This is a genomic window from Caldithrix abyssi DSM 13497 (assembly GCF_001886815.1).
GTDB classification, from domain to species: Bacteria; Calditrichota; Calditrichia; order Calditrichales; family Calditrichaceae; genus Caldithrix; species Caldithrix abyssi.
Map to the genome: position 1 here is coordinate 2869740 of NZ_CP018099.1, position 26617 is coordinate 2896356.

A 26617-nucleotide genomic window follows, 5' to 3' on the forward strand; every position below is an offset into this window, starting at 1 on the left:
GTCCTTGAGTTAAGCGGTTATTTGTTTTTTCCTAATCGAATAATCGTTGCTTTTACCGTTGTGGTACCCTTTTCAATAAAATCCAGCCTTCTGGCCGCTTCTAATGAAAGATCCAGAATGCGGCCGGCCTTAAATGGGCCGCGGTCATTAATTCGTACCCGAACTTTTTTACCGTTTTGCAGGTTCTCCACTTCCAGAATGGTTCCAAAAGGCAAAGACCTGTGGGCGGCAGTCAGTTCAAACATATTGTAAATTTCACCATTGGCCGTTTTGCGCCCGTGAAACTTACTGGCATAAAATGAGCACTGCCCTTTTAAGACCTGCCCTACGTAATATTTGTGGCTTCTTTCTTTTCCGGGTAAAGAATCCGCGCTACTACTAAAGCGTACCGTAGATGAACAGTACGTAGTAGTAATTGATGTGATCGTGATTAAAATAATAAAAAATGGGTTTAAAGAAAAGAATATGTTGAACCGAAATTTCATTTTTTTAAACTTCATTTACAAATCTCTTTTGCGATCGATTTTCGGCTTTGGTCTTGCTTCTCTTTCCTCGGGCACAGGAGCCGTTTTTTGCGGCTGCTCCTCTTGCTCCCGGACCGTGCTTTCGGCGTCGGCCTGCTCTGTTTTTTCGTCTTTTTCTTCCGCAGGTTTTTCCTCTGGTTCCGGCGGCGGTGGCGCTATCTTCCTTTTAGCGATCGCTGCATATTTCGATTTCGGATATTCCTTTATCAGTTCCGAGTAAGCGTCAATCGCTTTCTGAACGTCCTTCAGATGTTTTTCGTAGATATAGGCGATGGCAAAACGCGCCTTCTGCGCCCAAACGCTGCCCGAATCTTTAAGAGCAATCTCCTGTAAGAATTTCAAGGCTTTTTGATAGTCGCCATGATCCATCAAATCCTCTGCCTGGCGGTACAAAGTGTGCGACTGAGAGACCTCTTCAATGTCGGTTTTAAGCTCTGTTTTACCGCTTAATTTTTGCCCGTAAATGGTATTTGGATAGGTGGCAATGATCAATTGCTTAATGGAATCGGCTTTAAGCGAATCATGTTTTAAATTGTGATAAATGTAATACAAGGCATAATATGATTTGGGCGTAAGAACCGAATCTTCAAATTGCTTGATAAACGTCCTGTAAGATGCTGCGGCGCTGTCGTAATTTTGATATTTCAACAGAAAAAACTCGGCCTTGGCAAAGGTGTTCTTCTTGAAACTCTCGTTTACTTCTTCCGGGGTTCGGCTAACCAGAACCTTTTTGGCGCGCTTTTTTAGCTTCTTTTTAGGAAATATTTTCAAGCTGTCTTCATACGTCAAAGTCGTATCTCGCCTGAAGCGACTTAAGGAATCTTTGTAAGAGCGTACTCTTTCCCAGAACACATCGTTTTCGCGTCTGGGAATTTCAAACGCCACTTTAGGCTTTTCACCCATAGAAGGCGTTAAACTTTGCGCTGTATTTAACTCTTCTTTCTGCCCGACCAGCACACTATCGCCGGCCACTTCCATGCTGTCGGTCAACAAAGAATCGCCGCGTTCCAGTTTTGCAAGGTCCCGATAATCTTTTCTCAACTGATCCCTGATTTTGAGATATTCTTTAAGCAAATTCGCTTTTTCGCGGGCATCCTGCAGAACTTCCGGATGGGTTTTGAGGTTTTTAACTTTCTGGTAATAAACCTGAGCCGAATCAAAATTGGCATACTCAAATTCATAAAGCTGACCCAGGTAATAATAGCTTAAAATGGCTCCTTCTTTTCGAGGATATTTTTTAATGATCTCGTAGTAATAGTCGCGAGCCAGATCGGTTTCGCCCTGAATTTCGTACAAATTGGCCAGGCGCGTTTCAATCAATGAAAACTGGTCTTTGAAACGCGGCGATCCCAACATTTTCCTGAGAATTTTTTCCGCTTCTTCATAGCGTTCAAGTTCGATCAAAGACTCTACCTTTTTAGCGGTGGCTTCATATTCACGAATGGCGGGGATATCCAGCTTACTGAGCACATCATAGCTTTCAATGGCATTGTCGTACTGCTGCAGTTGATAATAAGCATCGCCCATCATGAACAGGGCGTCTCCTTTAATTTCGTCGTCTCTGGTAATTTCCACGGCTCTGGAGAGAAAATCTATAGCTTCTTCGTAATCTTCCTGTTCAAAATGGAGTTTGCCCAGAATGTAAAATGCCTCTGCCGCCAGACGTTTTGGTAATTTTTGTGAAAGCAAGGAATTTAGCAGTTCCAGCGCTTCCTCTTTCTTGTCTTGAGCCACGTATGTTCGGGCTAACCACAATTTAGCCTCAGGGATTAATTCGCTTTTAAGGAATTTGAGCAGAAATTGATTAAGCGTACGTTCGGCCTTGGTGTAGTCGCCGATGTGGTAGTAGGCTTTGCCAATGAGCAGCAGAGCGTCGTCGGCATATTTATTACTATCTCCGTATATTTTAATTAACTTCCAGGATTTTTCGATGGCCGTCTGATAGTTTTTTTCACATCGCCGGGTATTTTTTGACCGCTTTTTACATTTTTCTGCTTTTTTAAAGCCTGGTTGTAATATTTTTTGGCGTTGAAAAAGGTGTTGTAATAAGCGCAGCCCAAAAGAAAAATTAAAGCCAGAATAATGCCGCTTTTAGGGTTTAAAAATTTCATAATCACCTGAATTAATTAAATTTTTTCTAACAATAAAACAAGTCCGGTCAAAAGTTTTGCCGGATTGCCGGCCACAAATTCATCCATACTATCCGTTAAAACGCCGGGTTCCTTATTTAGTTCTACCAGATACGCTCCGTTTGCTTTGGCGATTAAAGGCAATGCCTGATGGTCTTTATGTACTTCTTTTAAGCAAACCGTGATGAACAACTCGGCATCGGCTGCCGCCTGCTGCGCTTTTTTCAGGATTTGCTCATCAATCGTCTCATCGTTTAACAGCACATCGGGCCGGGCGCTGTTACCACACGCGGGACAGACCGGCACCACCGGATCGTCTTCACGCAGATGATAGAACCGTTTGCCGCAGCTCTGACAAATATTACGCCGAATATTCCCTCGTAATTCGATCAGATTTTTATTTCCCGCAATTTGATGCAAACCGTCTATAGAAGTGGTAATCAATGTAAAATCATCATACCGGTTTTCAAGATCAACCAGGGCATAGTGCCCTAAATTGGGTTTACAACTGGCTAATTGCTGACGAATTTTTTTCACATTTTCCCAGAATTTTTGCTGATCATTCTTTAACTGATCAATAGTAAACAACTCATTTAGCGCGCCATTGTTCCCCTGAGTTAAAATATCATGAGCTTCCGTGCACAGGGTATCGCCGGTTAAAACAACAATTTGCGAAGCCTTTAAAAAGCGCTGAATAAATTTATTGGTAAACATGGTACACTTTCAATGCCTTTTTTATTACCTTACCTACGCTATTGGTTTTAATCTTGCCGTAAAATGTCTCAAAAAATCCGCTTCGTATTCAATGGTAAAACCTTTTAATTTTTCGCGCTCCCGATAAATTTCTATAATGGCTTCTGCCACGTACTGCATGTGCATGTTGGTGTAAACGCGCCGGGGGATGGCCAGACGCACCAACTCAAGTTTTGGGGGAATCATCTTGCCGGTTTGCGGATCTTTTTTAGCCATCATTAAACTGCCAATTTCCACCGAGCGAATGCCGGCCCTTACAAAAAGCTCAACAACCAATGCCTGGCCAGGAAACTGTTCTGGCGGAATGTGCGGCAAAAACCGCCGGGCATCCACATAAACCGCATGGCCGCCTACCGGCTTTACAATAGGCACGCCTTCCTTATCCAGCATTTCGCCCAGAAACCTGGTTTGATTAATTCGAAAGCGCAGATAGTTCTCGTCCAATACTTCCTTTAAGCCGCGCGCAATGGCTTCCAGGTCGCGGCCGGCCAGACCGCCGTAAGTTTTAAACCCTTCGATCAAAATCAGCATATTGGTAATGCGCTGCGCCCACTGATCGTCGTTCATGGCCAGAAAGCCGCCAATATTCACTAAACCGTCCTTTTTGGCGCTCATGGTGCAGCCATCGGCATAACTGAACATTTCCTGCGCAATTTCAAGAATGGTTTTATCCTGATAACCGTCTTCCCGTTCCTTGATGAAATAGCAGTTTTCAGCGAAACGGCAGGCGTCAAAAAAGAAAGGAATGCCGTGTTTTTTAGCCACAGCGCTGACTTCGCGAATGTTCTGCATGGAAACCGGCTGCCCCCTCCGCTGTTATTGGTTACGGTTAACAGAATGATGGGCACACGATCTTTACCATACTTTTGAATGGCCGCTTCCAGCTTATCGATATCCATATTGCCTTTAAAAGGATGCAGATTCTGGGGATCCATTCCCTCGTCAATAACACAATCGATGGCCTGCGCTTTATGGTATTCAACATTCGCGCGTGTGGTGTCAAAGTGAATATTATTGGGAACGACATCGCCTTCTTTTAAAATATTGGAAAAAAGTAAATTCTCAGCCACTCTTCCCTGATGCGTGGGAATTACATTTTTAAAGCCGAAAATATGACGAACCGTTTCCTCAAAATGATAGTAGTTTTTACTGCCGGCGTAAGATTCATCGCCCAACATTAACCCGGCCCACTGATTGTCGCTCATGGCCGAAGTTCCGGAATCGGTCAGTAGATCGATGTAGATTGAATCGGCCGGAATCATAAAAATATTGTATCCCGCTTCTTTTATTAATTTTTCGCGTTCTTCTCTGCTGGTAATCTTTAAAGGTTCGACCACCTTTATTCTAAAAGGTTCTGCCGGAAATTGCATTTGGATCTCCTGTTGCTATTGAATGACCTGTTCGCTTTCGGGATCGAAAAAGTGTATTTTATCAGGCTTTAAGGCTAACTTAAGCCTATTGCCGACCTTAATCAAATCTGACGGCTGAAAACGCGCATTTAATTGTGTAGTTCCGCAAGTTAAATAGGCGTAAGTTTCCGAGCCCATGGGTTCAATGACTTCGATCAGGGCGTCAAGACGCGGCCAGTCTTCAAACTGACCGTTGGCCACAATCAGAAAATGCTCCGGCCGAATCCCGATAATGACCTCATTTTTGGCGTAGTGTTTTAATTTTTCCTGGTGCTGCGGCGTTAAATCCAGCACAAAATCGGCCGTTTTAAATTTTAAACTTCCGTTGCGCTGCAACTGGCCTTTAATAAAATTCATTGCCGGACTGCCGATAAAGCCGGCGACAAATAAGTTGACCGGATGGTTGTAAAGTTCGAGCGGCGAGGCCACCTGCTGGATCACGCCGTCTTTCAATACAACTATGCGGTCGCCCATGGTCATGGCTTCTACCTGATCGTGGGTGACGTAAATCATGGTGGTTTCCAGCCGCTGATGTAATTTGCTGATTTCGATGCGCATCTGAACGCGTAGTTTGGCGTCCAGATTGCTCAGCGGCTCGTCAAATAAAAACACCTGCGGCTGACGAACAATGGCGCGTCCCACAGCCACTCGCTGACGCTGCCCTCCGGAAAGCGCTTTAGGCTTGCGATCCAGATATTCCATCAGCCCTAAAAGCTCGGCCGCATCATGCACACGCTTTTGAATCTCATCTTTTGGCAGCTTACGCAATTTCAAACCAAAAGCCATATTATCAAAGACCGTCATGTGCGGATATAACGCGTAGTTCTGAAAGACCATGGCAATATCGCGATCTTTCGGCGGAACGTCATTCACCAGTTTTTGACCGATGAAAATATTCCCCTGGGTGATATCTTCCAGGCCGGCAATCATTCGTAAAAGCGTCGATTTACCGCAGCCGGATGGCCCAACCAGAACCACGAACTCTTTGTCTTTAATTTCGAGATTTGCGTCTTTGATGGCGGTTACATTATTTTCATAAACCTTGTAAACATGTTCGAGTTTTACAGAAGCCATTTGCTTCCTCCCGGGTTAAAAATAAATGAAAAATATCACGGGTATGAGCACAATAAGCGCCATACCTGCTTCGCTCACCAGATGCAACTGAGACATCCGGTACATTAGAAAGCGATACTGAAATCCACTCTTTAAATATTTTTTATTGTAGTACATTTGAATCATTAACAAAAATATAATCGCTCCGAACAGAAAGATAATGATCCAGACGAAGGCTGTCCAGAAAAGATAAAATTGGTTGAACAAATTTTCGACGTCAGGAAAAATCAATCCTCTGTAATAAAATATAACGGTCAGGCAAAAGAGAGTTAATATCAGGTAGCTGGCGCCGTAAAGGAGTAAATTATTTTTCTTAACGCTCTTTTTAATCAGCCAGTTGGCAAATAAAGCCAGGGCAAATGATGTGATCAGGCCCAGTAAAATCCAGAATTGACGGGAAGGTTCGTCTGCCGCAAGCGGTAGTGAGTTCATTTGAGCGTAAATAAAAGATAGTTCGGACATAAGCAACCAATATAGAACTACGGCGCCAATAATGTCCCAGACGGCAAGTAGAACCAAGCCGGCAAATAATTTTTGAGTTAAAGAAAGCTCAAACCGATATTGATAATTTTTTTTCAGGCTCAATTGCATCAGCAGCCAGAAGAACAGCGCCATGACGACCAATTGCCACAAGAAATAGACCGATAAAAGAACTACCAGATTATGATTCAAAAATTTTTGCTGCAAGGGATAGGCCAGCGCCGCCAGATGGATCATTTTAAAGAAAATGACGCCTAAAAACAGGCCGCTGATCAACGCAGACGCCCATGTCTTCTGTTTAAGGTTGTCTTCCGCTTCTTTGCCGATGAGCCGCCCTTTGAGGAGAAATAATAGAAAAATTGCAAGCCATTCCCACCCAATCGAAATGATAAAAAGATAATCGAACAGCAAAATGCTTTTCTCCTGTTTATCCAAACGCCTTTTGAAATGTCAGCTGCAATTTTTCAATAGCCTCGTCCACGTGGGTCTTTTCAATAATGAGCGGCGGCACAAAGCGCAAGGTGTTACCTCCGGCAATATTGAAAAGCAGCCCGTTTTCGAAAGCGGCATCCATCAAATCCCTGGCGCGCTCTTTGACCTCCAGCCCTACCATTAAGCCCTCGCCGCGCACGGCGACAATGTGCTCCGGATACTTTCCGGCAAATACACCCAATTGTTCTTTAAAGTATCGGCCGACCTGCGCAACATGATTAAGGAACGATTGTTGAGCCACCTCGTTCACCGTGGCCAAACCAGATGCACAGGCCAGAGGATTTCCGCCGTAGGTCGTGCCGTGTTCGCCCGGGGCAAATATTTCAGCCAGCTTCTCGTCCAGTACAAACGCTCCAAGGGGCAGTCCGCCGCCCAACCCTTTGGCCGTGGCGAACCCGTCCGGTCGAAATCCGTCTTTTTGAAAATAATAAAAATATCCCGTTCGGCCAACTCCGGTTTGGATTTCATCGGCAAATACCAGAAAGTCAAACCGCTCTCTAAGCTGGTACAGCTCTTTCAAAAAGCCGACATCCAGCGGCCTTACCCCGCCTTCTCCCATAATTCCTTCGTAAAAAACGGCTAAGGTGTTTTCGTTAACGGCCTGTTTTAAGGCCGCCGTGTCATTGGCCGGAATCATTCTACAGCCGGGCAGCAAAGGTCTGAAACTTTTTTGATATTTTTCCTGCATGGTGATGGAAAGCGCGCCGAGGGTGCGGCCGTGAAAGCAGCCCTGTAGAGCGATAATCTCCGATTTTTGGTGGTGAGTGCCCCATTTTTTTGCCGCCTTGAGCAATCCTTCGATGGCTTCTGTGCCGCTGTTGGTGAAAAAAACGCGCCGGTAACCGGTAAGCTCCACCAGGCGCCGGGCCAGTTCTACCTGCACATCCTGAATAAAGTAGTTGCTAAGATGTAAATTGCGATTGAGCTGCGCTAAGATGGCTTTTTGGATTCGCGGATGTTGATAACCAAGCGCATTAACGGCAATACCGGCAAGAAAATCCAGATATTTGTGCCCGTTTTTGTCCACTAAGTAAACGCCCTCCCCACGCTCTACATCAAGGGGAAAGCGTTTGTAAACATTTACAAGATAGCGATTGGCGTTCTGGAGAACGTTCATTTTTCTTCTGCCATAATGATTAACTGCGCTTTGGCGTCATTCGCCCGATTTGATTTTTCGTATTTTTTGATGACTGTTTCAAAGGCCTTTTTGGCTTTATCTTTTTGCCCGGCTTTCAAAAAATTGCGTCCGGCCAGGTAAAGATAGTTGGCGGCTTCCACAAAATCGGGCGCTGTTTTTTGAGCTTTAAGATAATATTCGGCCGCTTCCTGGTGCGCCCCGCGATGTTCCAGGCAGGCAGCGTAACCGGCCAAACCGGATGCCTTTAAGATTTTACTGCCATCGTAAGAATCGATGAACTTTTTAAAGGCCGCCTCGGCTTCCTCATATTTTCCCTGCTGGTAATTGAGGTTGGCCAGCACAAAATAACCCTGGTCGGCGGCATCCGTGCCATCATAATCTTCCAACAATTGGTTCAAAAATTGTCTGGCTTTGGCGTAGTTCATGTTTTGATATTCCACCTGCGCCAACCCCAGTAAGGTGGCGGCCTTCAGGTCGCGTGTTTGCTGATGATTCCGATAGAGAATGATCAAAATAATCAGCGCTAAAACAACGCCCACAACAATCATCACCTGCTTGGAATTTTCTTCTAAATAGGTCTTTGCGTTTAAAGCCGCCTCTACAAATTTATCTTCTTTCAATGCCTTTTTGGTGATCTTTTTCTTTTGTGGCTTTAACATAAAAATCTCCTTCTTGACTTCGTTACAGGTTTTATTCTAAATAATTAAAAGTTACAAATTTAAAGACTGAACTAAATATAATCAAATTCAATTTTTAGACAAAACTTATTCTTTGTTTTTCCGGTGGTTTTTGCTGGGCGTGGGGATACTGGTTCATTTTATTGGGGGAAAGGCAGTGGTTGAGGGGGAACCGTTTTAACGGTTTGCGAATTTTCACAGGGCAGTTTTTTTCACAGTATAAGATAAATTGGACAAAGATAGCGGTTGAGCGCGGTTAACGGTGTGCCGGCTCTCTCGCCTTTTTGTGGGCGGGGCGCCATCGTTGTTCGAATTTTGTCCACCGTTTCAACGGTGTAAAAACGCATAATGTACGGTATCATAAACGTGCCGTTGGAGAAGGCCGGAAAACCGTTTTAACGGTTTGCGGCGCCTTTCACCTTCCGTTTTTTAAACGCATTGAACACCTAAAGCGACTCTGAAACCCGGAATCAATTTAACCCCAGCGAACACAGATATGACGCCGAAAGCGCCATGACCGTACATAAACATTTGGATTATTAAGACAAGAATTGCTGCGCCGATCTCTAAAGGGCGCTACATCTTAATTTTCCCGGCGGCTTCCTCTTTACTGCCTACTGCTTACTGCTTACCGCATTCTGGCATGAATTTTTCTGCAGTTGTGAAAAAGAGATTAAAAGACAGGAAAAAACCTCCCTGTTTTTAAGTTCAGTCCATTCCCTGAATCCTCCTCCCGTTCGTGCCCCTGGAGAGATTCGAACTCCCGACACAAGGCTTAGGAAGCCTCTGCTCTATCCTCTGAGCTACAGGGGCAATTTTCGCCTGCAAATTTAAATTAGAAACAGGTAGAATACAAACAAAAATTATTCGTTCCGATATTTTGAGGGGCTGAATTCATTCAGGTAGCAGCTATTTGCGTCAAATAATTGATCAAGCCGATTAAAAAATCATCTCTGCTTAAGTTTATTTGGCTGCGGCTGTGCTGTCTTAGCGTGAACTCAAGTTATCATTTGGAAAAGTTGGCGGAATGGAAGTCCGCCAACTTCATATCATACAGAATTTAGTGAGGGTCGTTCTCATTGTGCATGTGTTCATGGCCTTCTTCATGTTCGCCTTCTTTATGCATGCCTTCCATTTTTTCCATCCGTTCGTGTAAAGCGGCCAGCGTTTTTTCCGGATTGGCTTTAAAAGTATCCACACACTTCGGACCGCAAAAACCGTAAACTTTATCTGCATAGTGAACGGTATCGGCAACTTCGGCGTCCGTTTTTAAAATCATTCCGCAGGCTGGACAGATATTGGTTTCCAGTTCTGCCAGCTTAAACTTGGCCTGCTCAACAGTCTGCGGCTGCTCCTGAACGGTTTGCTCCGCTTTCTCCTGCTTTTCGCAACCTAACAACAAAGCAACCGCAGCCGTTAATATAATGAAATACCTCATTTTGTTCCTCCTGCTTAATGAATTAGCCCACTAAAATTTGATCAATGTTTGCACCGGATAGCCCTCTAACTTTTTAATCCCCTCTAAAAAGGTCAATTCGATTAAAAAGCAAATAGAAGCAATCTGTCCTCCACAGCGTTCGATTAATTGAGCGGCGGCCACAGCGGTTCCTCCGGTAGCCAATAAATCATCGATCAGTACTACTTTCTGTCCTGTTTTTACAGCATCCTGATGAATTTCCAGCGCATCCGTGCCATATTCCAATTCGTACGTTTCTTTAAACGTTTTGTATGGTAATTTTCCGGGCTTACGAATTGGTACAAACCCTTTGTTCAGCTTCAGAGCAAGAGCGGCGCCAAAAATAAAGCCGCGCGACTCCACAGCAGCAACTACATCAATATTTGTGTTCTTCAAGACATCTGCGAACAATTCAACGGAAAGAGCAAATAGCTCTGCGTTCTGAAGGACGGGCGTGATGTCTTTAAAAAGGATGCCCTCTTTTGGAAAATCAGGCACATCCCGAATGGCATTCTTTATACGTTCCACTTTGTTTTCCATGCTCTAATTCCTTTATTTAAAAAGCAATTTCAAATGAACGATATTTATCCGACGGTATATCCAGCTCTTCGATATCCATATCAACCACATAAGCAAAGCCAGGGCCGCGGTTCAGTTCCTGAATAAATTGATTCAAAACCGCTTCTTCGCCTTGCGCCAAGACTTCCACATTTCCATCTGGCAGATTGCGTACATAGCCCGTTAGCCCCAACTCACGGGCTGCCTGTCGGGCAAACCAGCGATAACCAACGCCCTGTACGCGTCCTTTGACAATAATTTTTAGCGTCTTTTTCATGCGATCATCGATAATAGTTTTTGCATGGCTTCTTCGGCAGATTGAGCCGTCGGCATCGTCGGTTCCACATCCCACGTATAAATGCCAACCAACGGTTTTTCAAGCTGCAGAGCAAAAGCAATTTCGGAAAGCGTGCCGAACTTTCCATCAATGGCAATCAATCCTTCTGCCGCGCGCACCACCAGCAGGTTTCGCGCAATGCCCAATCCCGTTGGAATGGCCACCTGAATATAAGGATTCGCCTCGCTGGTGTCTTCCCCAAGCAAAATGCCAACTGTTAAGCCGCCCTGTTCTGCACATCCCCGGGCTGCGGCCTCCATAATTCCGCCGCGCCCGCCGCACACCAGGCCATAACTATTTTTAGCAATCAACCGCCCTACCTGATAGGCAATCTCTTCCAGTTCCGGCGTAGCGTCCCTCCCGCCGATCACACCAATAAGCTTTTTCATCATCACGGATAAATTCTTTGCAACAATCGTGGAAACGGAATGGTCTCGCGCACGTGTTTGGTTCCGGTAATCCAGGCTACCGTTCGCTCGATGCCCAGACCAAAACCGGCGTGCGGAACGGATCCGTATTTACGCAAATCCAGATACCATTCAAAATCTTTCTCATCTAAGTTGTGCTCGCGAATACGCTGCAATAAGGTGTCGTAATCATCTTCACGCTGCGAACCGCCAATGATTTCGCCGTAACCTTCAGGCGCCAGCATATCCATGGCCAGCGCAAATTGCGGTTCTTGCGGATCGCGTTTCATGTAAAAAGCCTTTATTTCCGCCGGATAGTGGTGAATTATAACCGGCTTGTCAAATTCTTCCGACAAAATCGTTTCATCTGCCCCGCCAAAGTCATCGCCATACGGAAAATCAACGCCATGTTTCTTCAATATTTCAACCGCTTCATTGTAGTGAATTTTAGGAAACGGCGGAACGGTGTTCTCCAGTATCTTCGTATCGCGCTCCAGTGTTTCCAGCTCTGCCCTGCGATTTTTCAAAACGGTCTGCACGATGTACGAAACGAATTCTTCTGCCAGCTGCATGTCGTCCTGCAGGTCAAAATAGGCCACCTCCGGCTCGATCATCCAGAACTCGGTCAGATGCCGACGCGTTTTGGATTTTTCGGCACGAAAGGTCGGGCCAAAACAGTACACGCGCCCAAAGGCCATACAGGCTGCTTCGGCATATAACTGCCCGCTTTGCGTCAAATAGGCCGGCGATCCGAAATAGTCGGTCTTAAAAAGCGTGGTAGTGCCTTCCGCCGCATTAGGCGTAAAGATAGGCGAATCCACCAGAACAAAATCGCGCTCGTTAAAAAATTGACGGGCGGCATTTATAATTTCATGACGAATGCGCAGGATGGCATGCTGCCGTTTGGAGCGAATCCACAAATGACGGTGATCCATCAAAAAATCAATACCGTGCTCTTTTTTAGTAATGGGATAATCCTTTGCGATTTGCACTATTTCAATATCAGAAACGTGCATTTCGTAGCCCAGGGGCGAACGTTTGTCCGCAACCAGTTTACCGGTTACAATCAAAGAAGATTCCTGCGTCAGCAGTTCCGTCTTTTCAAATACTTCGTCAGATACCTCGCTTTTAACTACCACGCATTGAATAATTGCTGAACCGTCGCGCACGAGCAAAAAGCGCACCTTTCCGCTCGATCGCATGTTGTACAGCCAACCTTTTATGGTTACTTCCTGATTTTCGTACTGGGCCGATTGACTGATTCGGATAACAGGTTTCATAGATCGAATCCTTCCTATTCTGTTTCTGCTGCTGTCATCAAATTAGAGTTTCAAATATAAGCAAGGCTTTAAATTTAAGCAAGAATTGTACATCGCCGGTTAATCGACTTTCTTCTCACTGCTAAGAAACTTTTCCAATAAAGCGATATCGTCAGCCGAACCGATATAAAGCGGCGTTCTTTGATGCAATTCTTTTGGCACCACCTCTAAAATGCGCTGTTTGCCGTCAATGGCCCGTCCTCCTGCCTGTTCAACGATAAAAGCCAGCGGATTCGCTTCGTAAAGAAGGCGCAATTTACCTTTCGGCGCCTTCTTGCTCGGCGGATATAAAAAGATGCCGCCGTACAGCAGGTTTCGGTGAAAATCGCTGACCAGAGAACCGATATAGCGGGAATTCATCGGACGGTTTGTGTCGCCATCCACCTGTTTAATGTAGCGCACATACTGCTTGACCGGCTCATCCCAGAACTCAAAATAACTCTCATTGATGCTGTAAATTTTCCCCTTTTTAGGTGTTTTAATATTGGGATGAGAAAGAACAAATTCTCCGTAACTGGGATCCAAGGTAAATCCATATACGCCATTGCCCGTGGTGTAAACCAGCATGGTGCTGGATCCGTAAATAACATATCCTGCGCAAATTTGTTTAAGCCCCTGCTGCAAACAATCCTTTACGCTGCCCGGCCTTCCTTCTGGCGTAACGCGATGGTAAACGGAAAAAATGGTGCCCACGCTAACATTGGCGTCAATATTGGACGATCCGTCCAGTGGATCAAAAACGACCACGTACTTACCCAGCGGATATTCATCCGGGATGGGAATGATATCGTCGGATTCTTCGGAAGCCATCACACAGGTGTGGCCATTGTGATCCAGTGCTTTGATTAACGTTTCGTTCGCAAATTGATCCAGTTTTTTTACAACTTCTCCCTGCACGTTAACGCTACCCGTCTCCCCTAAAATATCCATCAATCCAGCCTTATTTACATGATAGGAGATTAACTTGGACGCAAATGCAATATCGTTCATCAAATCCGTAAATTTACCGGTGGCGGTTGGATATTTACGTTGTTCCTCAATAATGTGACGTGTTAAGGTAATAATTTTACCACTCATACCATACTCCCCATATTTTCAGTTTTAAAGACAAAAAGATAGCAATAATTTATGAAAAAAATATTTAAAGATAAATGGTTATTTTACATTTTTTATTTTTTTTTGAATTTAAAAGATAAAAACACAGCCTCGCCGCCCAATAAGCACAACCCGCCCACACACCGTATAATAATTCGTAATTCATAATTTTTAATGTTGCCCCCAAAACGCCTTTAGCGATTAACCAGTTAACGATTCAATGACTAACGTCAGCTTCCCTATTTTAACTCCAGTTCCTTGCACATGCGATGGAAATTGGGCGGAGCCAGGCCTAAGAGACGCGCGGCCTGGGCGTCGCTGGCAGCGCGTTTTCGCACAAATTCGAAATATTTTTTTCTAAACGCTCGTTCGATCTCGCGCCAGGGCGTAATATGGATCGGGTCCCACTCAAAACCATTCTCAGAATCAACGGCAGCTCTGCTCTTCGGCGCAAGCCCCAGCGAATCTTTCACGTCGCTCACATCGATCATACCATCGACATTGTAAAGCAAACGCTGAACCACATTCTGCAGCTGACGTACATTGCCCGGCCAGTCAAATCCCTGTAAATAATCCATGGCCGACGAGGAGATTTGGGGAACGTCAACGCCCATGGTGTGCGCAAAATGCTTAAAAAAGTGTTCGAGGAGAAGCGGAATATCTTCTTTGCGTTCTCGCAGGGGGGGAATGTACAGGTTAATCACATTCAAACGATAAAAGAGATCTTCGCGAAATGTTTTTTGCTGAACCGCGCTGATCAGATCTTTGTTGGTTGCGGCCACAACGCGCACATCCACTTTAACCTTATCCGTCCGACCAATTTTATCGATCTCTCCATCCTGCAATACGCGCAACAGTTTCACCTGAGCCGAAATGGGCAGCTCCCCGATCTCATCCAGAAAGAGCGTCCCCTGATTGGCCGCCTCGAACAGGCCGATTTTTTTCTCCACGGCGCCAGTAAAAGATCCTTTTTCAAAGCCGAACAGTTCGCTTTCAATCAAATCGTGGGGTAAACTGCCGCAATTGATGGTCAAAAACTTTTCGAAACGACGCCGGCTTAAATAGTGCAAATGTGTGGCGACCAATTCTTTTCCCGTTCCGCTTTCCCCTAAAATCAAAACCGTGGCCTCCTGCTGGGCGATTTTAGCGATTTTGCTTCGTAAAGCTCGCATCGCCTCCGATTCGCCGATAAGCGCTTTTTGTTGTAACAACTCTTCAATCGATTGCTCCAATTTCCGCTTGGAAGACTGCTCCTTTTTAAGCAAACGCCGCTTTTCGAATGCATTGAGAATGCTGAGAATAAAATCCGTGGGTTGATAGATAAAATCCTCAATATCGCCGGGATATTTGGTGCAATACCACATGGCGCCGGCCTCAATCAGGCGATTGGCAAAATCGAAATCCGTGATGTTAACCGTCATTTTGGTGATTACAATAATCTGAAGCGTGGCATCCACCTCTTTAATTTTACGGATCAAATTTTCGCCCGTAATGCCGCCCAGCAACTGATAGTCCATGATGACCACATCAAAATAATTAGGCGATTTTTTCAACGCCTCCAGCGCAGATTGCCCGTCGGCAACAATCTTTTTAATACGAATTTGATCGGATAACGGCGCAATCGTTTTCTGTACGCGTTTGACGTCATATTCCTCGTCTTCAATTAACAGAATATTTATTTTTTGATTAAATTGCATGTTGTGTCCCCTCATTCTTTTCATGTGTGCCAGGCGCCTTACGGCTTATTTTACCAAAAGGAATAAAAATGATGAAACTCGCTCCGCCTGCTGAACTATTTTCCGCCGAAATCTTCCATCCGCAGCGCAAAGCGATCTGATACGACAGATAGCATCCATAGCCCGTTCGGCGCCCCTCTTCTTTGGTAGAAATATTCTCCAGAAACAGGCGCTGAATGCCGTCTGCTTCCTTGCCCAGTAAATCCTCTCTAATTCCTTTTCCATTATCGCTAATCCGAATGCTCCCCAATTGGTTTTGCGCATCGTAATGCGATTGAATTTCAACATGGATGGTCTCAACCTTGCTGTGATCAATCGCATTTTGAATGAGCGGCTCGATAATTTCCCACACCACAAACTCATTGATATTGACCAGCGGAAGGCGATCATCAAGTTTTAACGTAAACTGAACCGCCTCGCTTTGACTGGAAGTTCTTTGAAAAATAGCATCCACAATAAAACGAATGACGCCGTTCAAATCGGTTTTGAATATCGGACTTCGAATGGTTTGTAAGGGCGGATCGTACCACTTCATATCGTAAATAACGCGGCTGATAAAATTGGCGTACTGGCTGATTCGATGACGAATATCCTCAAAATTATTTGGATTCAGGTTGCGCAGGTCTTCTTTAATAAAACCCATTATCTTTTCTGCTTTATGATGTGTGTGATAAATCCTTTTGGTAAACAACGCCTCTTTTTGATGCGCAATATGTTCTTTAATATATCTTTCCCGTTCTTTAAATAACAACTGTTGCGCTTCATCTCTTTCGCGGACGGTATAAGCCGAAATATAAAACATGGCCAGCAAACCAAAAAGAATTAAAGCCGAAAAAATCAATGCCGTTTCATCATAATTGGACGTAATTTGAGTCGTAATAAAACCGAAGTCCGGTTTTATGCGCATGAAAAGCGCGCCAAAATATTCGCCCCGCGGAACCAGAGGTACAAAAACCTTGTAAACCTGGCCTTCTTCCAGACTTAAAATTTGCTCTTTCCGGCGGATATTTTCCTCCAGCTCTTTGTAAAGCCCAATGGCCTCGTCGTGCACGTGTTCGGTCTGCAACAATCGGGGATTATCCAGATAAAAAAAATCAAACAAAGACTGACCGTTATCAATGGCATAGTACTGGCCCTCAATTTCGCCCAATAAACAAACTTCCTGAATATTGCGTTGAAGAATTTGTTGGGAAAAGATGATATTAAACGCCTGGATTAACTCGCGACGTTCCTCCGCGCTGTATGTTTTTTTAGTCGGATTGGTCTCCATCAACAGTTCGATAGATGTCGATGTTAAATTAGCTATTTTCTCGGCCGAATCCAGCTTGTACCAATTTTCGGTTTGATCAATTAAATGATGCAACGAAACTTTATTGATGTAAGAAACAAGCAACTGAAAGAAAATAAGCACCATAAACAAAACGGCCAGATGCTTCCATTCAAAATGATACTTTTTAAATTGTTCGAATAATTTACGTTTCATCATCTCTTTCAATTAATATTGGTCCTGTGAGAATTAATCTCTTTTTCTGCCATTTCCAGTGCCTGCTCAATTCCAACTTCATTTTTCAACGCCTGATGAAAATAAAACGACAAAATATCGGAAACGCGCGTGTAATCGCTGCGCATGGGCCGATGCTGCCCATTTTGCAACAAACGGTAATGCAATGCCAGCCGGGGAAAACGAGCCAGAAAGACGGAATCCTGATAAACCGCTTTTAAAGCCGGTAAATAGTGCCCGGAACTAAAAAGCAATTTTTGATTCTCGGCCTCCTGTAAAAACTTTATAAATTGGATCGCCTCATCCTTGTGTTGCGAATTCTCCGAAACCATCAGATTCCACCCACCGTAAATAGCCCGGGCGCTTTTCGTTCTAAAATAAGGGACAGGCGCAACGCCAATTCGCACATTTTTTTGCGTCTGCTGATTATATTCCTGCACGCTAAATTCAAACCCCGGCCACCCTCGAACAAAATAGCCGTCATGCTGCAAAAGATAATTATAACACTCCACTTCATCGAAACCGGTAACAACCGACGGAGTCAGTCGATCTCTGTGAATCAGATGGTGCAGATGTTGCAAAGCGGCGACAATTTCGGGCTTATGCAGATCTATTGAATCCGCTAAAAAAGTAGCGGCAATCTGTTCGGGCGTAAGCAATTCGTAAAAAACACACATCAACCCCTCAAAATTATTGGCAGGAAACAGGAAAACGGGCCGCCCGCTTTCGCTCAGTCTTTTTCCTAAAGCTAAAAACTCCTCCCACGACATTCTCTGATCCAGCTTCCGTTTTATTGCTTCATAATCCGGCAACTTTTGCAACAGATCGTCCCTATAATACAACAGGCCCACGTCCAGATACAGCGGAGCGGCCATCAATTTATTCTGATAAAAACAGGTTCTTAAGGATTGCTGTAAAAATTTTTGTTTCCACTTTTCAGAAAAATAAGGATCGAGCGCTAAACTCCACCGGGAAAAGCGTTGCGTCCAGATGATATCTACGGCAAAAACATCTATCTTTTCACTTTTGCTGCGCAATGAACGCGCTAAAATCTCCTTACGTTCGTTGGTAGAAAATTTGCTGAACGGTAAATTGACAGGAACGACCTCGATTTGCCCGGCATATTGTTTATTGAAGCGATCGATTAAAAGCTGATGCGTTGCAGAAATGTTGTCCACGTAATACAATTTAACAACGTCCTGCTCGGGCAATGGGCTAAAGCTGAGCACATAAAAATAGAAAAACAAAACAAAAAATCCTGCAACCGTTAACCAGAACCACAAAGAACGATTTTTCTTTAAATTCAGCATCCCATCATCTCTGTTTTTTATTTTGTAAATTATGATTTTAATAATGGTCATGCAATATTTATTACAAAAATGCGAATGGGGCTTTCAACTCACACAGGGTTTCGACAGTGGAAAAAAGTTACATACGTAACGCGTTACAACAGGCGTAAATTTTATTTGTCATTTATTATTTAACTCCAAAACTGTATTCAGAACAATTTTTCACCTGTCGCCGGAAATTATTTAATAAAAATTACGTTTGAAATCTATGGACAAAAAAAGGAGATTGAAATATGAAATATCGCACAATATTAATGGTTCTAAGTCTGATCGTAATCAATGCAACCATGGCATTTAGCGGAAAGGAGCAAAAAGTGGAAAAACATCTTGAAAAGGCAACGCTGGGCGGGGGCTGTTTCTGGTGTCTGGAAGCCATCTATCAACGCGTTAAAGGCGTGGAAAGCGTGATTTCTGGTTATGCTGGCGGCAATGTAGAAAATCCAACCTACGAGGCGGTTTGCACTGGCACCACAGGCCATGCCGAAGTTGTTCAGATCACCTTTAATCCTGATATTATTAGCTATGAAGACATTTTAAATATTTTCTGGCAAATTCATGACCCCACGCAGCTCAATCGTCAGGGCAACGACATTGGCACGCAGTACCGTTCGGTCATCTTTTATCACAATGATGAACAAAAGCAAACGGCGCTGGCTTCTAAAGAACAACTAAAAAAAGAGCAGGTGTATCAGAAGCCCATTGTTACAGAAATCAGTTCGTTAGACAAATTTTACGCGGCGGAAAAATATCATCAGAATTATTTTAACAACAATCCTTCGCAAACGTACTGTCAGATAGTCATTGCGCCCAAGTTGAAAAAGTTCAAAAAGTCTTTTACCGAATATTTAAAATAGCGCTGTGCAACCGCCAGGCGCTCAACAAATTCGCCAGAAGTGCAAAAGAAAATTAAATAATGCGTAATTAGGAATACTTCCTTCGAAAGATCTAATGCCTTAGCGTGCGAAAATTTTTACGCTGTTTTAAAAACTCATCCCCCAGCCCGAGGGTGTCTCAAAAGCGAAATTAAATGCATATTTATTTATAATTATGGATAACCTTACATTAGCCCTCACCCCCTGCCCCCTCTCCTGAAAATCGGGAGAGGGGGAATTAAAGGGGGTGAGGGAAAGAAAAAATTTATAAAAATACATTATCTTTGACTTTTGGGACAGCCCCGGGCGTCAATCTTGCCGGCATGATGTGTTTTTTACTTACATGTTGAATAATTGGTTTTATTTTTCCTTTGCGTACTTTGTGACTTCTTTGCGCTCTTGGTGGTTCGTTTTTGGTTGCGGATATGCTGCCTTGTATGAGAGTTCAAAGAAAAGCCGGCTCAGCCCCATATTAAAGGTCAAACAATAAGAAATTTCCGGCCGGGAATCTTTTAACTCCGCTCTTTATTTTTGTTTGCATTAAATCACTTCCCCCTCTAATTTTAATCGAAAAGGAATTCGTCCCTAATTTAAATTTTTTAAATCCTGTTGCAGCGTAGCAATGGATAAAAAAGGGAAAACGGGCATCTTGCCGCAAGGCATTCACCGGCTTAAAGGAGAGATAATTCCATGGAGCATTTTGGTTTCTGGTCTTTGCTTCCGCCTTTGTTGGCCATCGTTTTAGCCATTAAAACCAGGCAGGTCTTTCTTTCGCTTTTTTTCGGCATATGGATCGGTTGGGTGGTACTCAACAATGGTCATCTTTTTCACGGCACATTAGCCAGCATCGATGCGCTGGTGAATGTTTTTAAAGAACCGGGCAATACACGCACCATCATGTTCAGCGCCCTGGTCGGCGCCCTGATCACCTATATCCAGCGTTCCGGTGGCGTGGACGGTTTTATTCAATATGTCAACCGCTTTTTACAAAAGGTGGAGAAACGAAGGAAAGGAAACAGCCGACGCACCGTGCAGTTAATGGCCTGGGCAACCGGCGTGGTCATCTTTGTGGAATCCAGCATCAACGTTCTGACGGTCGGTTCCATCTACCGGCCGATCTTTGACCGGCTAAAAATCCCCCGCGAAAAGCTGGCCTACATTGCCGATTCCATTTCGGCGCCCACCTGCATTTTAATTCCCCTCAACGCCTGGGGCGCGTACATTATGGGGCTTTTGTTAGCGCAGGGATTAAGCAATCCGTTCAAAATTATGCTGTATGCCTATCCCCTTAACTTTTACCCCTTTCTGGCTATGACTGCCGTACTGGTTGTCATTTTAACGCAAAAGGATATTGGCCCCATGAAAAAGGCCGAACGCAGGGCCAGAGAAGAAGGTAAGGTCATTGCCGACAACGCCGTACCTATGATGTCCAACGAGATCGTTAGCATGGCCAAAAAAGAAGGCGTTGTTCCCAGAGCACGGAATATGTTAATCCCCATCGCCACCATGGTTTTTATGATGCCTGTCGGTCTTTTTTACTCGGGATGGGCGCAATTGTCAGATCCGGGCAGCATGTCTCCTGGAAAACTGTTTTTTGAAGCCATCGGACAGGGCTCCGGTTCAAAGGCGGTTCTCTGGGCGGTTTTAAGCGCCTTGCTGGTCGCGGCCGTCATGTATCGCACTCAAAAGATTTTTAAACTGCAGGAGTTGATAGATCTTTTATTTAAAGGCGTTGGCGGATTAATTCCCCTGGCTTTGTTGATGATGCTGGCCTTTGCCATCGGTAAACTTTGCCGCGAACTGGGCACCGGCATTTACGTGGCCGAAATTGCCCAGCAGTGGTTAAGCCCCCACTTTGTGCCGGTTATTATCTTTCTGGTTTCCTGCTTTATCGCTTTTTCCACCGGCACGTCCTGGGGAACGTTTGCCATTATGCTGGCCATCGCCATTCCCATGGCCCAGAGCATGCAGGTTCACATTCCTCTGGTGGTCGGCGCAGTGCTGGGAGGCGGGGTATTTGGCGATCACTGTTCGCCCATTTCAGATACGACCATCATTTCCTCCATGGCTTCGGCCAGCGACCATATTGACCATGTTAAAACGCAATTGCCTTACGCTTTAATGGCGGGTACGGTTGCCGCGCTCTTTTATCTGGTCGCGGGATTTGTCTATTAATAGATCAATGTTTCCTCATGATAGATCACCGCAGTTTTCATGTGGGCGTGTACGGAATTTTTGATGAATACGTAACGCGTGACGCGTTAGAGGTGAAAAAAAAATCTCAAGCCATTACTCAGGCTTCAACACTAATAAGCGCTTTACGCATCACGCATTACTCATTACGAAGCTACCTGTGCAGTAGCTCTGTGAGTACCTTTTGCAGCTGCTCAAATCAAAGTTTTTAGGTCTGGGGTTTTGCCGCGCTGGGCCGCACTGCGCTTTTTTCCAGCTTGCAGGCCTGAACAATATCTTCTATTCTGGCTTCGGCCACGGCAATATAGGTATCTGCCGCGCCATAATACATTTTCAAAGTTCCGTCCGGCTCGGGAATTACGCCGCACGGGAAAACCACGTTGGGCACGTCGCCGGTACGTTCGTAAATTTCTTCCGGCCCAAAGATAAAATGCGGCGTATGACCGATTACCTTTTCCGGCTGATTCAGATCCAGTAAAAGCGCGCCCACGCGGTAGAGTTTACCGCTGCCGGTTTGTCGAACGCCATGATAGAACAGCAGCCAGCCTTCAGCGGTTTTAATCGGCGGCGTGGAAATGCCCAGCTTACCTGAGCTCCAGCCCGGCTGAGGGGCCAGCAGCACTTTTGCGTTGCCCCAGTGAATCAGGTCGGGAGAGAACTGAATCCAGATGTCGCCGCGCGCGCCCCCAAAGCCGCCCGGCCGATCAATCATCACATATTGACCGTTAATCTTTTCCGGAAAGAGTATGGCGTCTTTATTGTCAACTTCGGTAATCAAAGCCAGACGCTCAAAGTGTTCAAAATCTTCCGTAAAGCCTATGCCCACACGCGGCCCGTGCGGGCCAAAAGCTGTGTACGTGATGAAATATTTTCCATCCAACTCCGTAATGCGCGGATCTTCCACGCCATAGCGCTCGTACACCTCAAAGGCCGGATCTTTAGAGGGCACAATCCAGGGACGGGAATCCACCTTAAAATGGTAACCGTCTCCGGAACGGGCCAGAGTCAGGTGACTATAGCCACGCAGGTCTTCCACGCGCAACAGCAGTAAATATTCTCCCTGATACTTGACAGCCGCGGCATTAAATACCGTATTGCAGGGATAGGGAATGTCCTCTCGCTGGATAATGGGATTTTTATGATAGCGTTTAAACGGTTTTAGCAAAGCCGTTTGCATGAAGCGCACCTCCTTTTCGTTCATTCTACCCAGATCGTTCGCGATTCCAGTAAGGGGTCTTTCGACAATTCCCGATAAATCTGCAGATGTTTTTCAGCCACCTTGCGCCATGAAATTTCTTCTTTAACATATTTGAGCGCATTTTGCGAAAACTGGCGCGCCAATTTTTCATCTGTTAAAATGCGCGTAATATTTTGAACGTATTCCTTTTCGTTGCGACTGACCAATCCGCACTGCGCGCGCTGCATAATGTGTTGCATGGAACCGCTGTTGCTGACCACCAGCGGCTTGCCAAAGGCCAGGCTGTGCGCCAGAATTCCACTCTGCGAATTGATTTTGTACGGTAACACAATGACATCCGCGGCCGAGATGATCGTATCAAAAATCTGTTGTTCCAGCTGCCCGCGGATGACGTAAATCCGTTCTTTAAGCGGCGAATCCTCAATGCGCTGGAACAATCTGGTGCGGTATTCGCGATATTCGTGGCCGCGCACCTTTCCTGCCAGCACTAAAATGGCATCCGGAACGCGTCTGGCGATTTCAGGAAACAAATCTACAATGTATTCAAAATTTTTACTGGGCCGGAAATAACCGATCATTAAAATCACTTTTTTGTTCTTCGGCAGTCCGATCTTTTGTTTGGCATTTTGAACGGGCTGGACTTCGCGCGCCCCGTGTTCGATCACATGAATGGTCTGCGGATCGATGCCCGAAATATTTTTCAAGAGCACTTCTTTCTGGTAATTTTCATGGACAATCACGCGATTGGCGTTTTGCACGATGTTTTGCAGAATGACGTGCTGTTCATGCACCATTTCGCGATAAACGGTGTGCAGCGTGGCCACCACCGGGATTTGGTTCATTTTAAACAGCGCAATCAGTGGAACGACCTGCACGCCGTAATGCTTGCCAAACAGTCCGAATTCGTGTTGGATGTGCACCACATCCGGCGAAAAGCGCATCATGGTGGAAAAAGCTTTTTCGGCCAGGTCTTTGTCTTCGTAATCAAATACCGGGAACACCTGCTGTCCGCTTCCTCCTAAGTGCGAGACAACGTAAACATCCTGGCGCAGACCGCGCAAAGCATCGATCAAAAATTGAGAATAAGTAGCGATTCCACATTCGATGGGCGGATAGGTACTGATGAATCCAATACGCATCCTTCAGCTCCTTTCCTTAAGTTGAATGCTACCTTTTAGATTCAGCAGCCTTTAATGAAGATACAGACACGGTATTTAATAGGTGGAACAAGCATTCTTTATTTGCAAATATCGCTTTGCCCGGAGGGTTCACTGACTTTGCAAATCGCCTGCTGGCAAGCAGTGTAGCGCAGCAAATTTCCCTCTTTAGTTTGGGAGATTGATTTGTGCATCAATAAGCTTCAAAAGCTCGATTAAGATTTAAAGATGTACTTCATTAAAAGGCGAGTGCCCCCTATATAGGTAAATAAAACTTGAAGTAATCAATAAATTCTATTAAAAAGTTCTAACTCTCTCACAGCAACTGCTGTTTTGACTGGATACGCAGACTGAAGGCAAAACTTCAAAGTAATATATCGACCTCACATTATTTAAAGTGCATTAAAAATAATATATTCTTTTTTTAGCGAAAAATCTCCATTCATTCTAATAATCCAACAATCATTAACTTTATCAATACTTTTTATTAATTTGCTTTCGATTTTAGGATACTTATTTTTAAATTCTTTAAAAAATTCTGATTTTGGATATTCTTTATAATAACTACCATTTACTCCTTCATCGAAAACAGAACACTTAATTCTTGGCCATGCAATATCATCAATAACCAAAATTATTAAGCGTTGCCAATTATAATTTTTTAATTGTTTTGCGGCGTTATATGACTTACAAAGAACAAATTTTACAATATCATTTTCATCATAACATCGAGCTCTACCATCCGAAAAAGAATTGAACATTTCATCTTCAATTCCAATGTATTTTACCTCAATTGCATATTTTTTTGCGATTGTAGAATGAGCTTCAATGTCATAAGCACCGCCTAATGCTCCAAGATTCACTATTTTCCATCCTAAACTTTCAAGCCAACATGCACAAAGTAATTCACATAGTTTTCCCATATAATGTTTAGATCTTTGGTGTCGCCTTTTTTCATTTTGACGAAATTGGTTGTCTTTTAATAGCCAATTCTCCTTTAAATCAGCAATGTAGTTTGGGCTTACATCTTCTCGTAACTCATTACCCTTCAATAAATAACGATGAATAGGAGTTGTAATTTTGTAAAGGGAACCTTGTGAAAGTGCATTCAGCGAAAGTGGTAAATGTCTTGATTTCCCGACGCCACTTTTGCTTAATTGTGACAAAATACCCCAAACATCATCGGGTAATAACACTTTTTGCAATGCAGAGCATTTTTGCCGGATAATCGAAAGTTTCTCTACCGCTTCATTAATTTCAATGTTTTTACGTAATTGACACAAACATTTAATATCGAAATTTTCCATATTTTGCTATATGTATAATAAAAATGCATCTAAAAATTTACCAACAACTGCTCCAAAAGCAGCGCTACCGATAATCGCTAAGATGAATGAACTTGAATGCATACCCATCGCCTCGTTTTATGGTTAATTATTCGGCCTGACGATTTATTTAAAAAGATTCTCCTCACTAAATTTTTTCATTTGTGTCGCGCACTATAACCGTACGAGCTCATTATAAACCAGGCCAATTCCGCGTTGAACGTTTTTCATCCGAACAAAATTAAATTTTATCTCATTTTTTAGACAAATTTTTTAATTCTTTTTCTACTCTTTCTACTAAAAACATTTTTAATAGCGATTGGTAAGGTATGTCTTTCTTATTAGCAAGAAATTTTAATTCATCAATTAACGATTGGGGAACACGAAGAGAAATCGTTTTTAAAGACGGTTTTAAATTGGGCATAATTAATTCTTCCCCATTATTCCAATCAATATAATCTGTAGAATCATGAGCGGCCCAGAATTCTCTTTCTTTATCTTCATCTTTAAATTTTGGTATTTTTTTCTTTTTCATAACATCTTCCTATATATTTCTCTTTCTTTTTTACTCATATCTCTTGCTGAAATAATTCTTATCTGTTTATTTCTTATTGTAAAAACAACAAATAGTTTCCTCCCTAAGTCTGTTTGTCCTAAAGCATAAAATCTATGTTCTGCATCTGAATGACGTGTATCATGGTAGACTAAAAACGGTTTATTAAAAAATATCTGTTCACACTCAGAATTAGCCACCTGGTGTTTAAGCCAATTTTTATCTTTATTTCCAGCATCCCACTGGAATCCTGTACATTCTTGAAGTAATTTTTTAATTTCATCTTCCATATAGTTGAGTATATGATATGAATATACAAATGTCAAATATAATTAAAATTTTTTCTTAAGTATTGAGAAAGAATACAGAACTTTTGTGTCCATCAATGGGAGTACACATTTTTTAAATGAATCTGGCAGATGATTAATTTTTAAAAATTTCCTTTCCAGGGCAGCACAGCCGCAACCAAAATCAACCGCAACGCGCGAAGAGTAATTTTCTCGCAGATTACGCCAATCATCGCAGAAAATGATTAAACAAATTATTTTGAGACCAAAGTTAAGCAAATCGGCACAATTACTCCCCAAAAATTTTCTAATACGAGAGGCGCCACTGACTTTGCAAATCGCCTGCTGGCAAGCAGTGTAGCGCAGCAAATTTCCCTCTTTAGTTTGGGAGATTGATTTGTGCATCAATAAGCTTAAAAAGCTCGATTAAGATTTTAAGATATGTTTCCGCGATTGAATATCTGACAGGCCTGTCGGTTAAGGGGATTTTTGATACCGTTCATTTTGAGACCTATCAGGCGTAAAATATTCGCTTTTTTTTCTTCTGGACGTTAACTTC

General features: G+C 43.8%; 25 protein-coding genes, 1 tRNA gene and 1 pseudogene. 2 read left to right on the forward strand and 25 right to left on the reverse strand.

Annotation, left to right across the window (positions count from 1 at the left end):
- Positions 1 to 17 precede the first annotated feature (17 nt).
- The 19 genes and pseudogenes from Cabys_RS11185 to Cabys_RS11275 form a co-directional block, all read right to left on the reverse strand.
- Positions 18 to 500, reverse strand: a complete 483-nt coding sequence (locus Cabys_RS11185) for a septal ring lytic transglycosylase RlpA family protein (protein WP_006930564.1) — start codon at positions 498 to 500, stop codon at positions 18 to 20.
- Complete coding sequence (locus Cabys_RS11190; protein WP_225868922.1) at positions 501 to 2456, reverse strand: tetratricopeptide repeat protein; 1956 nt, start codon at positions 2454 to 2456, stop codon at positions 501 to 503.
- The gene (locus Cabys_RS11195; protein WP_044281375.1) at positions 2435 to 2635 is read right to left on the reverse strand and encodes a hypothetical protein; all 201 of its coding nucleotides are present in this window, start codon (positions 2633 to 2635) and stop codon (positions 2435 to 2437) included. The genes Cabys_RS11190 and Cabys_RS11195 overlap by 22 nt, the downstream gene beginning before the upstream one ends.
- Before the next feature lie 15 nt (positions 2636 to 2650).
- The gene (locus Cabys_RS11200; RefSeq protein WP_006930566.1) at positions 2651 to 3367 is read right to left on the reverse strand and encodes an SIR2 family NAD-dependent protein deacylase; all 717 of its coding nucleotides are present in this window, start codon (positions 3365 to 3367) and stop codon (positions 2651 to 2653) included.
- A gap of 33 nt (positions 3368 to 3400) precedes the next feature.
- A pseudogene (locus Cabys_RS20735) lies at positions 3401 to 4668 on the reverse strand (tryptophanase).
- 123 nt (positions 4669 to 4791) lie between these two features.
- Positions 4792 to 5889, reverse strand: a complete 1098-nt coding sequence (locus tag Cabys_RS11210) for an ABC transporter ATP-binding protein (protein WP_006930568.1) — start codon at positions 5887 to 5889, stop codon at positions 4792 to 4794.
- 15 nt (positions 5890 to 5904) lie between these two features.
- Positions 5905 to 6843, reverse strand: a complete 939-nt coding sequence (locus Cabys_RS11215) for a hypothetical protein (RefSeq protein WP_044281377.1) — start codon at positions 6841 to 6843, stop codon at positions 5905 to 5907.
- Positions 6836 to 8017: an aspartate aminotransferase family protein gene (locus Cabys_RS11220; RefSeq protein ID WP_006930570.1), complete on the reverse strand. Its 1182-nt coding sequence runs from the start codon at positions 8015 to 8017 to the stop codon at positions 6836 to 6838. The genes Cabys_RS11215 and Cabys_RS11220 overlap by 8 nt, the downstream gene beginning before the upstream one ends.
- Positions 8014 to 8697 (reverse strand): tetratricopeptide repeat protein, encoded by a 684-nt coding sequence (locus Cabys_RS11225; RefSeq protein WP_006930571.1) that lies wholly within the window; start codon positions 8695 to 8697, stop codon positions 8014 to 8016. The genes Cabys_RS11220 and Cabys_RS11225 overlap by 4 nt, the downstream gene beginning before the upstream one ends.
- Before the next feature lie 758 nt (positions 8698 to 9455).
- A tRNA-Arg gene (locus Cabys_RS11230) sits at positions 9456 to 9528 on the reverse strand.
- Between the two features lie 247 nt (positions 9529 to 9775).
- On the reverse strand, positions 9776 to 10153 hold the full coding sequence (locus Cabys_RS19645) for a YHS domain-containing protein (RefSeq protein WP_006930572.1): 378 nt from the start codon (positions 10151 to 10153) through the stop codon (positions 9776 to 9778).
- Positions 10154 to 10183: 30 nt separating this feature from the next.
- Positions 10184 to 10711 carry an adenine phosphoribosyltransferase gene (locus Cabys_RS11240; protein WP_006930573.1) on the reverse strand — a complete coding sequence of 176 codons (528 nt, stop codon included), beginning with the start codon at positions 10709 to 10711 and terminating at the stop codon, positions 10184 to 10186.
- A 16-nt stretch (positions 10712 to 10727) separates the two neighbouring features.
- Complete coding sequence (locus Cabys_RS11245; protein WP_006930574.1) at positions 10728 to 11006, reverse strand: acylphosphatase; 279 nt, start codon at positions 11004 to 11006, stop codon at positions 10728 to 10730.
- A complete protein-coding gene (locus Cabys_RS11250; protein ID WP_006930575.1) occupies positions 11003 to 11458 on the reverse strand; it encodes a TIGR00725 family protein in 456 nt (151 codons plus the stop codon). Before Cabys_RS11250 ends, Cabys_RS11245 begins: the two co-directional genes overlap by 4 nt.
- Entirely contained in the window at positions 11458 to 12753 is a 1296-nt protein-coding gene (asnS, locus tag Cabys_RS11255; protein ID WP_006930576.1) for an asparagine--tRNA ligase, read from the reverse strand. The genes Cabys_RS11250 and asnS overlap by 1 nt, the downstream gene beginning before the upstream one ends.
- 99 nt (positions 12754 to 12852) lie before the next feature.
- The gene (gene fbp, locus Cabys_RS11260; protein WP_006930577.1) at positions 12853 to 13869 is read right to left on the reverse strand and encodes a class 1 fructose-bisphosphatase; all 1017 of its coding nucleotides are present in this window, start codon (positions 13867 to 13869) and stop codon (positions 12853 to 12855) included.
- Between the two features lie 257 nt (positions 13870 to 14126).
- The gene (locus Cabys_RS11265) at positions 14127 to 15584 is read right to left on the reverse strand and encodes a sigma-54-dependent transcriptional regulator (protein WP_006930578.1); all 1458 of its coding nucleotides are present in this window, start codon (positions 15582 to 15584) and stop codon (positions 14127 to 14129) included.
- Complete coding sequence (locus Cabys_RS11270) at positions 15574 to 17109, reverse strand: ATP-binding protein (protein WP_044282096.1); 1536 nt, start codon at positions 17107 to 17109, stop codon at positions 15574 to 15576. Before Cabys_RS11270 ends, Cabys_RS11265 begins: the two co-directional genes overlap by 11 nt.
- 5 nt (positions 17110 to 17114) lie before the next feature.
- Positions 17115 to 18434, reverse strand: coding sequence for an extracellular solute-binding protein (locus Cabys_RS11275; RefSeq protein ID WP_006930580.1), 1320 nt, complete (start codon positions 18432 to 18434; stop codon positions 17115 to 17117).
- Positions 18435 to 18706: 272 nt separating this feature from the next.
- Between Cabys_RS11275 and msrA the strand changes: the two genes are divergently transcribed.
- Positions 18707 to 19327 carry a peptide-methionine (S)-S-oxide reductase MsrA gene (msrA, locus tag Cabys_RS11280; protein ID WP_006930581.1) on the forward strand — a complete coding sequence of 207 codons (621 nt, stop codon included), beginning with the start codon at positions 18707 to 18709 and terminating at the stop codon, positions 19325 to 19327.
- Positions 19328 to 20035: 708 nt separating this feature from the next.
- Complete coding sequence (locus Cabys_RS11285) at positions 20036 to 21520, forward strand: Na+/H+ antiporter NhaC family protein (protein WP_006930582.1); 1485 nt, start codon at positions 20036 to 20038, stop codon at positions 21518 to 21520.
- A gap of 226 nt (positions 21521 to 21746) precedes the next feature.
- On the opposite strand, the gene Cabys_RS11290 is transcribed toward Cabys_RS11285, so the two are convergent.
- The 6 genes from Cabys_RS11290 to Cabys_RS11315 all read right to left on the reverse strand — a co-directional run bounded on the left by Cabys_RS11290 (position 21747) and on the right by Cabys_RS11315 (position 26427).
- The gene (locus Cabys_RS11290; RefSeq protein WP_006930583.1) at positions 21747 to 22715 is read right to left on the reverse strand and encodes a glycoside hydrolase family 130 protein; all 969 of its coding nucleotides are present in this window, start codon (positions 22713 to 22715) and stop codon (positions 21747 to 21749) included.
- Between the two features lie 20 nt (positions 22716 to 22735).
- Positions 22736 to 23875, reverse strand: a complete 1140-nt coding sequence (locus Cabys_RS11295) for a glycosyltransferase (RefSeq protein ID WP_006930584.1) — start codon at positions 23873 to 23875, stop codon at positions 22736 to 22738.
- Between the two features lie 410 nt (positions 23876 to 24285).
- Positions 24286 to 25200 carry a hypothetical protein gene (locus tag Cabys_RS11300; protein ID WP_006930585.1) on the reverse strand — a complete coding sequence of 305 codons (915 nt, stop codon included), beginning with the start codon at positions 25198 to 25200 and terminating at the stop codon, positions 24286 to 24288.
- A gap of 271 nt (positions 25201 to 25471) precedes the next feature.
- Complete coding sequence (locus tag Cabys_RS11305) at positions 25472 to 25753, reverse strand: BrnA antitoxin family protein (protein WP_006930586.1); 282 nt, start codon at positions 25751 to 25753, stop codon at positions 25472 to 25474.
- A complete protein-coding gene (locus Cabys_RS11310; protein ID WP_006930588.1) occupies positions 25750 to 26061 on the reverse strand; it encodes a BrnT family toxin in 312 nt (103 codons plus the stop codon). The genes Cabys_RS11305 and Cabys_RS11310 overlap by 4 nt, the downstream gene beginning before the upstream one ends.
- Positions 26062 to 26103: 42 nt before the next feature.
- Positions 26104 to 26427 carry a hypothetical protein gene (locus tag Cabys_RS11315; RefSeq protein ID WP_044281381.1) on the reverse strand — a complete coding sequence of 108 codons (324 nt, stop codon included), beginning with the start codon at positions 26425 to 26427 and terminating at the stop codon, positions 26104 to 26106.
- Positions 26428 to 26617: the final 190 nt, after the last annotated feature.

What these genes read in the sequence shown, in the direction of transcription:
- Cabys_RS11185 (WP_006930564.1), bottom strand. Translation starts at nt 500, where the DNA reads ATGAAGTTTAAAAAAATGAAATTTCGGTTCAACATATTCTTTTCTTTA.
- Cabys_RS11195 (WP_044281375.1), bottom strand. Translation starts at nt 2,635, where the DNA reads ATGAAATTTTTAAACCCTAAAAGCGGCATTATTCTGGCTTTAATTTTT.
- Cabys_RS11200 (WP_006930566.1), bottom strand. Translation starts at nt 3,367, where the DNA reads ATGTTTACCAATAAATTTATTCAGCGCTTTTTAAAGGCTTCGCAAATT.
- Cabys_RS11210 (WP_006930568.1), bottom strand. Translation starts at nt 5,889, where the DNA reads ATGGCTTCTGTAAAACTCGAACATGTTTACAAGGTTTATGAAAATAAT.
- Cabys_RS11220 (WP_006930570.1), bottom strand. Translation starts at nt 8,017, where the DNA reads ATGAACGTTCTCCAGAACGCCAATCGCTATCTTGTAAATGTTTACAAA.
- Cabys_RS11225 (WP_006930571.1), bottom strand. Translation starts at nt 8,697, where the DNA reads ATGTTAAAGCCACAAAAGAAAAAGATCACCAAAAAGGCATTGAAAGAA.
- Cabys_RS19645 (WP_006930572.1), bottom strand. Translation starts at nt 10,153, where the DNA reads ATGAGGTATTTCATTATATTAACGGCTGCGGTTGCTTTGTTGTTAGGT.
- Cabys_RS11240 (WP_006930573.1), bottom strand. Translation starts at nt 10,711, where the DNA reads ATGGAAAACAAAGTGGAACGTATAAAGAATGCCATTCGGGATGTGCCT.
- Cabys_RS11245 (WP_006930574.1), bottom strand. Translation starts at nt 11,006, where the DNA reads ATGAAAAAGACGCTAAAAATTATTGTCAAAGGACGCGTACAGGGCGTT.
- Cabys_RS11250 (WP_006930575.1), bottom strand. Translation starts at nt 11,458, where the DNA reads ATGATGAAAAAGCTTATTGGTGTGATCGGCGGGAGGGACGCTACGCCG.
- asnS (WP_006930576.1), bottom strand. Translation starts at nt 12,753, where the DNA reads ATGAAACCTGTTATCCGAATCAGTCAATCGGCCCAGTACGAAAATCAG.
- fbp (WP_006930577.1), bottom strand. Translation starts at nt 13,869, where the DNA reads ATGAGTGGTAAAATTATTACCTTAACACGTCACATTATTGAGGAACAA.
- Cabys_RS11265 (WP_006930578.1), bottom strand. Translation starts at nt 15,584, where the DNA reads ATGCAATTTAATCAAAAAATAAATATTCTGTTAATTGAAGACGAGGAA.
- Cabys_RS11270 (WP_044282096.1), bottom strand. Translation starts at nt 17,109, where the DNA reads ATGATGAAACGTAAATTATTCGAACAATTTAAAAAGTATCATTTTGAA.
- Cabys_RS11275 (WP_006930580.1), bottom strand. Translation starts at nt 18,434, where the DNA reads ATGCTGAATTTAAAGAAAAATCGTTCTTTGTGGTTCTGGTTAACGGTT.
- msrA (WP_006930581.1), top strand. Translation starts at nt 18,707, where the DNA reads ATGAAATATCGCACAATATTAATGGTTCTAAGTCTGATCGTAATCAAT.
- Cabys_RS11285 (WP_006930582.1), top strand. Translation starts at nt 20,036, where the DNA reads ATGGAGCATTTTGGTTTCTGGTCTTTGCTTCCGCCTTTGTTGGCCATC.
- Cabys_RS11290 (WP_006930583.1), bottom strand. Translation starts at nt 22,715, where the DNA reads ATGCAAACGGCTTTGCTAAAACCGTTTAAACGCTATCATAAAAATCCC.
- Cabys_RS11295 (WP_006930584.1), bottom strand. Translation starts at nt 23,875, where the DNA reads ATGCGTATTGGATTCATCAGTACCTATCCGCCCATCGAATGTGGAATC.
- Cabys_RS11300 (WP_006930585.1), bottom strand. Translation starts at nt 25,200, where the DNA reads ATGGAAAATTTCGATATTAAATGTTTGTGTCAATTACGTAAAAACATT.
- Cabys_RS11305 (WP_006930586.1), bottom strand. Translation starts at nt 25,753, where the DNA reads ATGAAAAAGAAAAAAATACCAAAATTTAAAGATGAAGATAAAGAAAGA.
- Cabys_RS11310 (WP_006930588.1), bottom strand. Translation starts at nt 26,061, where the DNA reads ATGGAAGATGAAATTAAAAAATTACTTCAAGAATGTACAGGATTCCAG.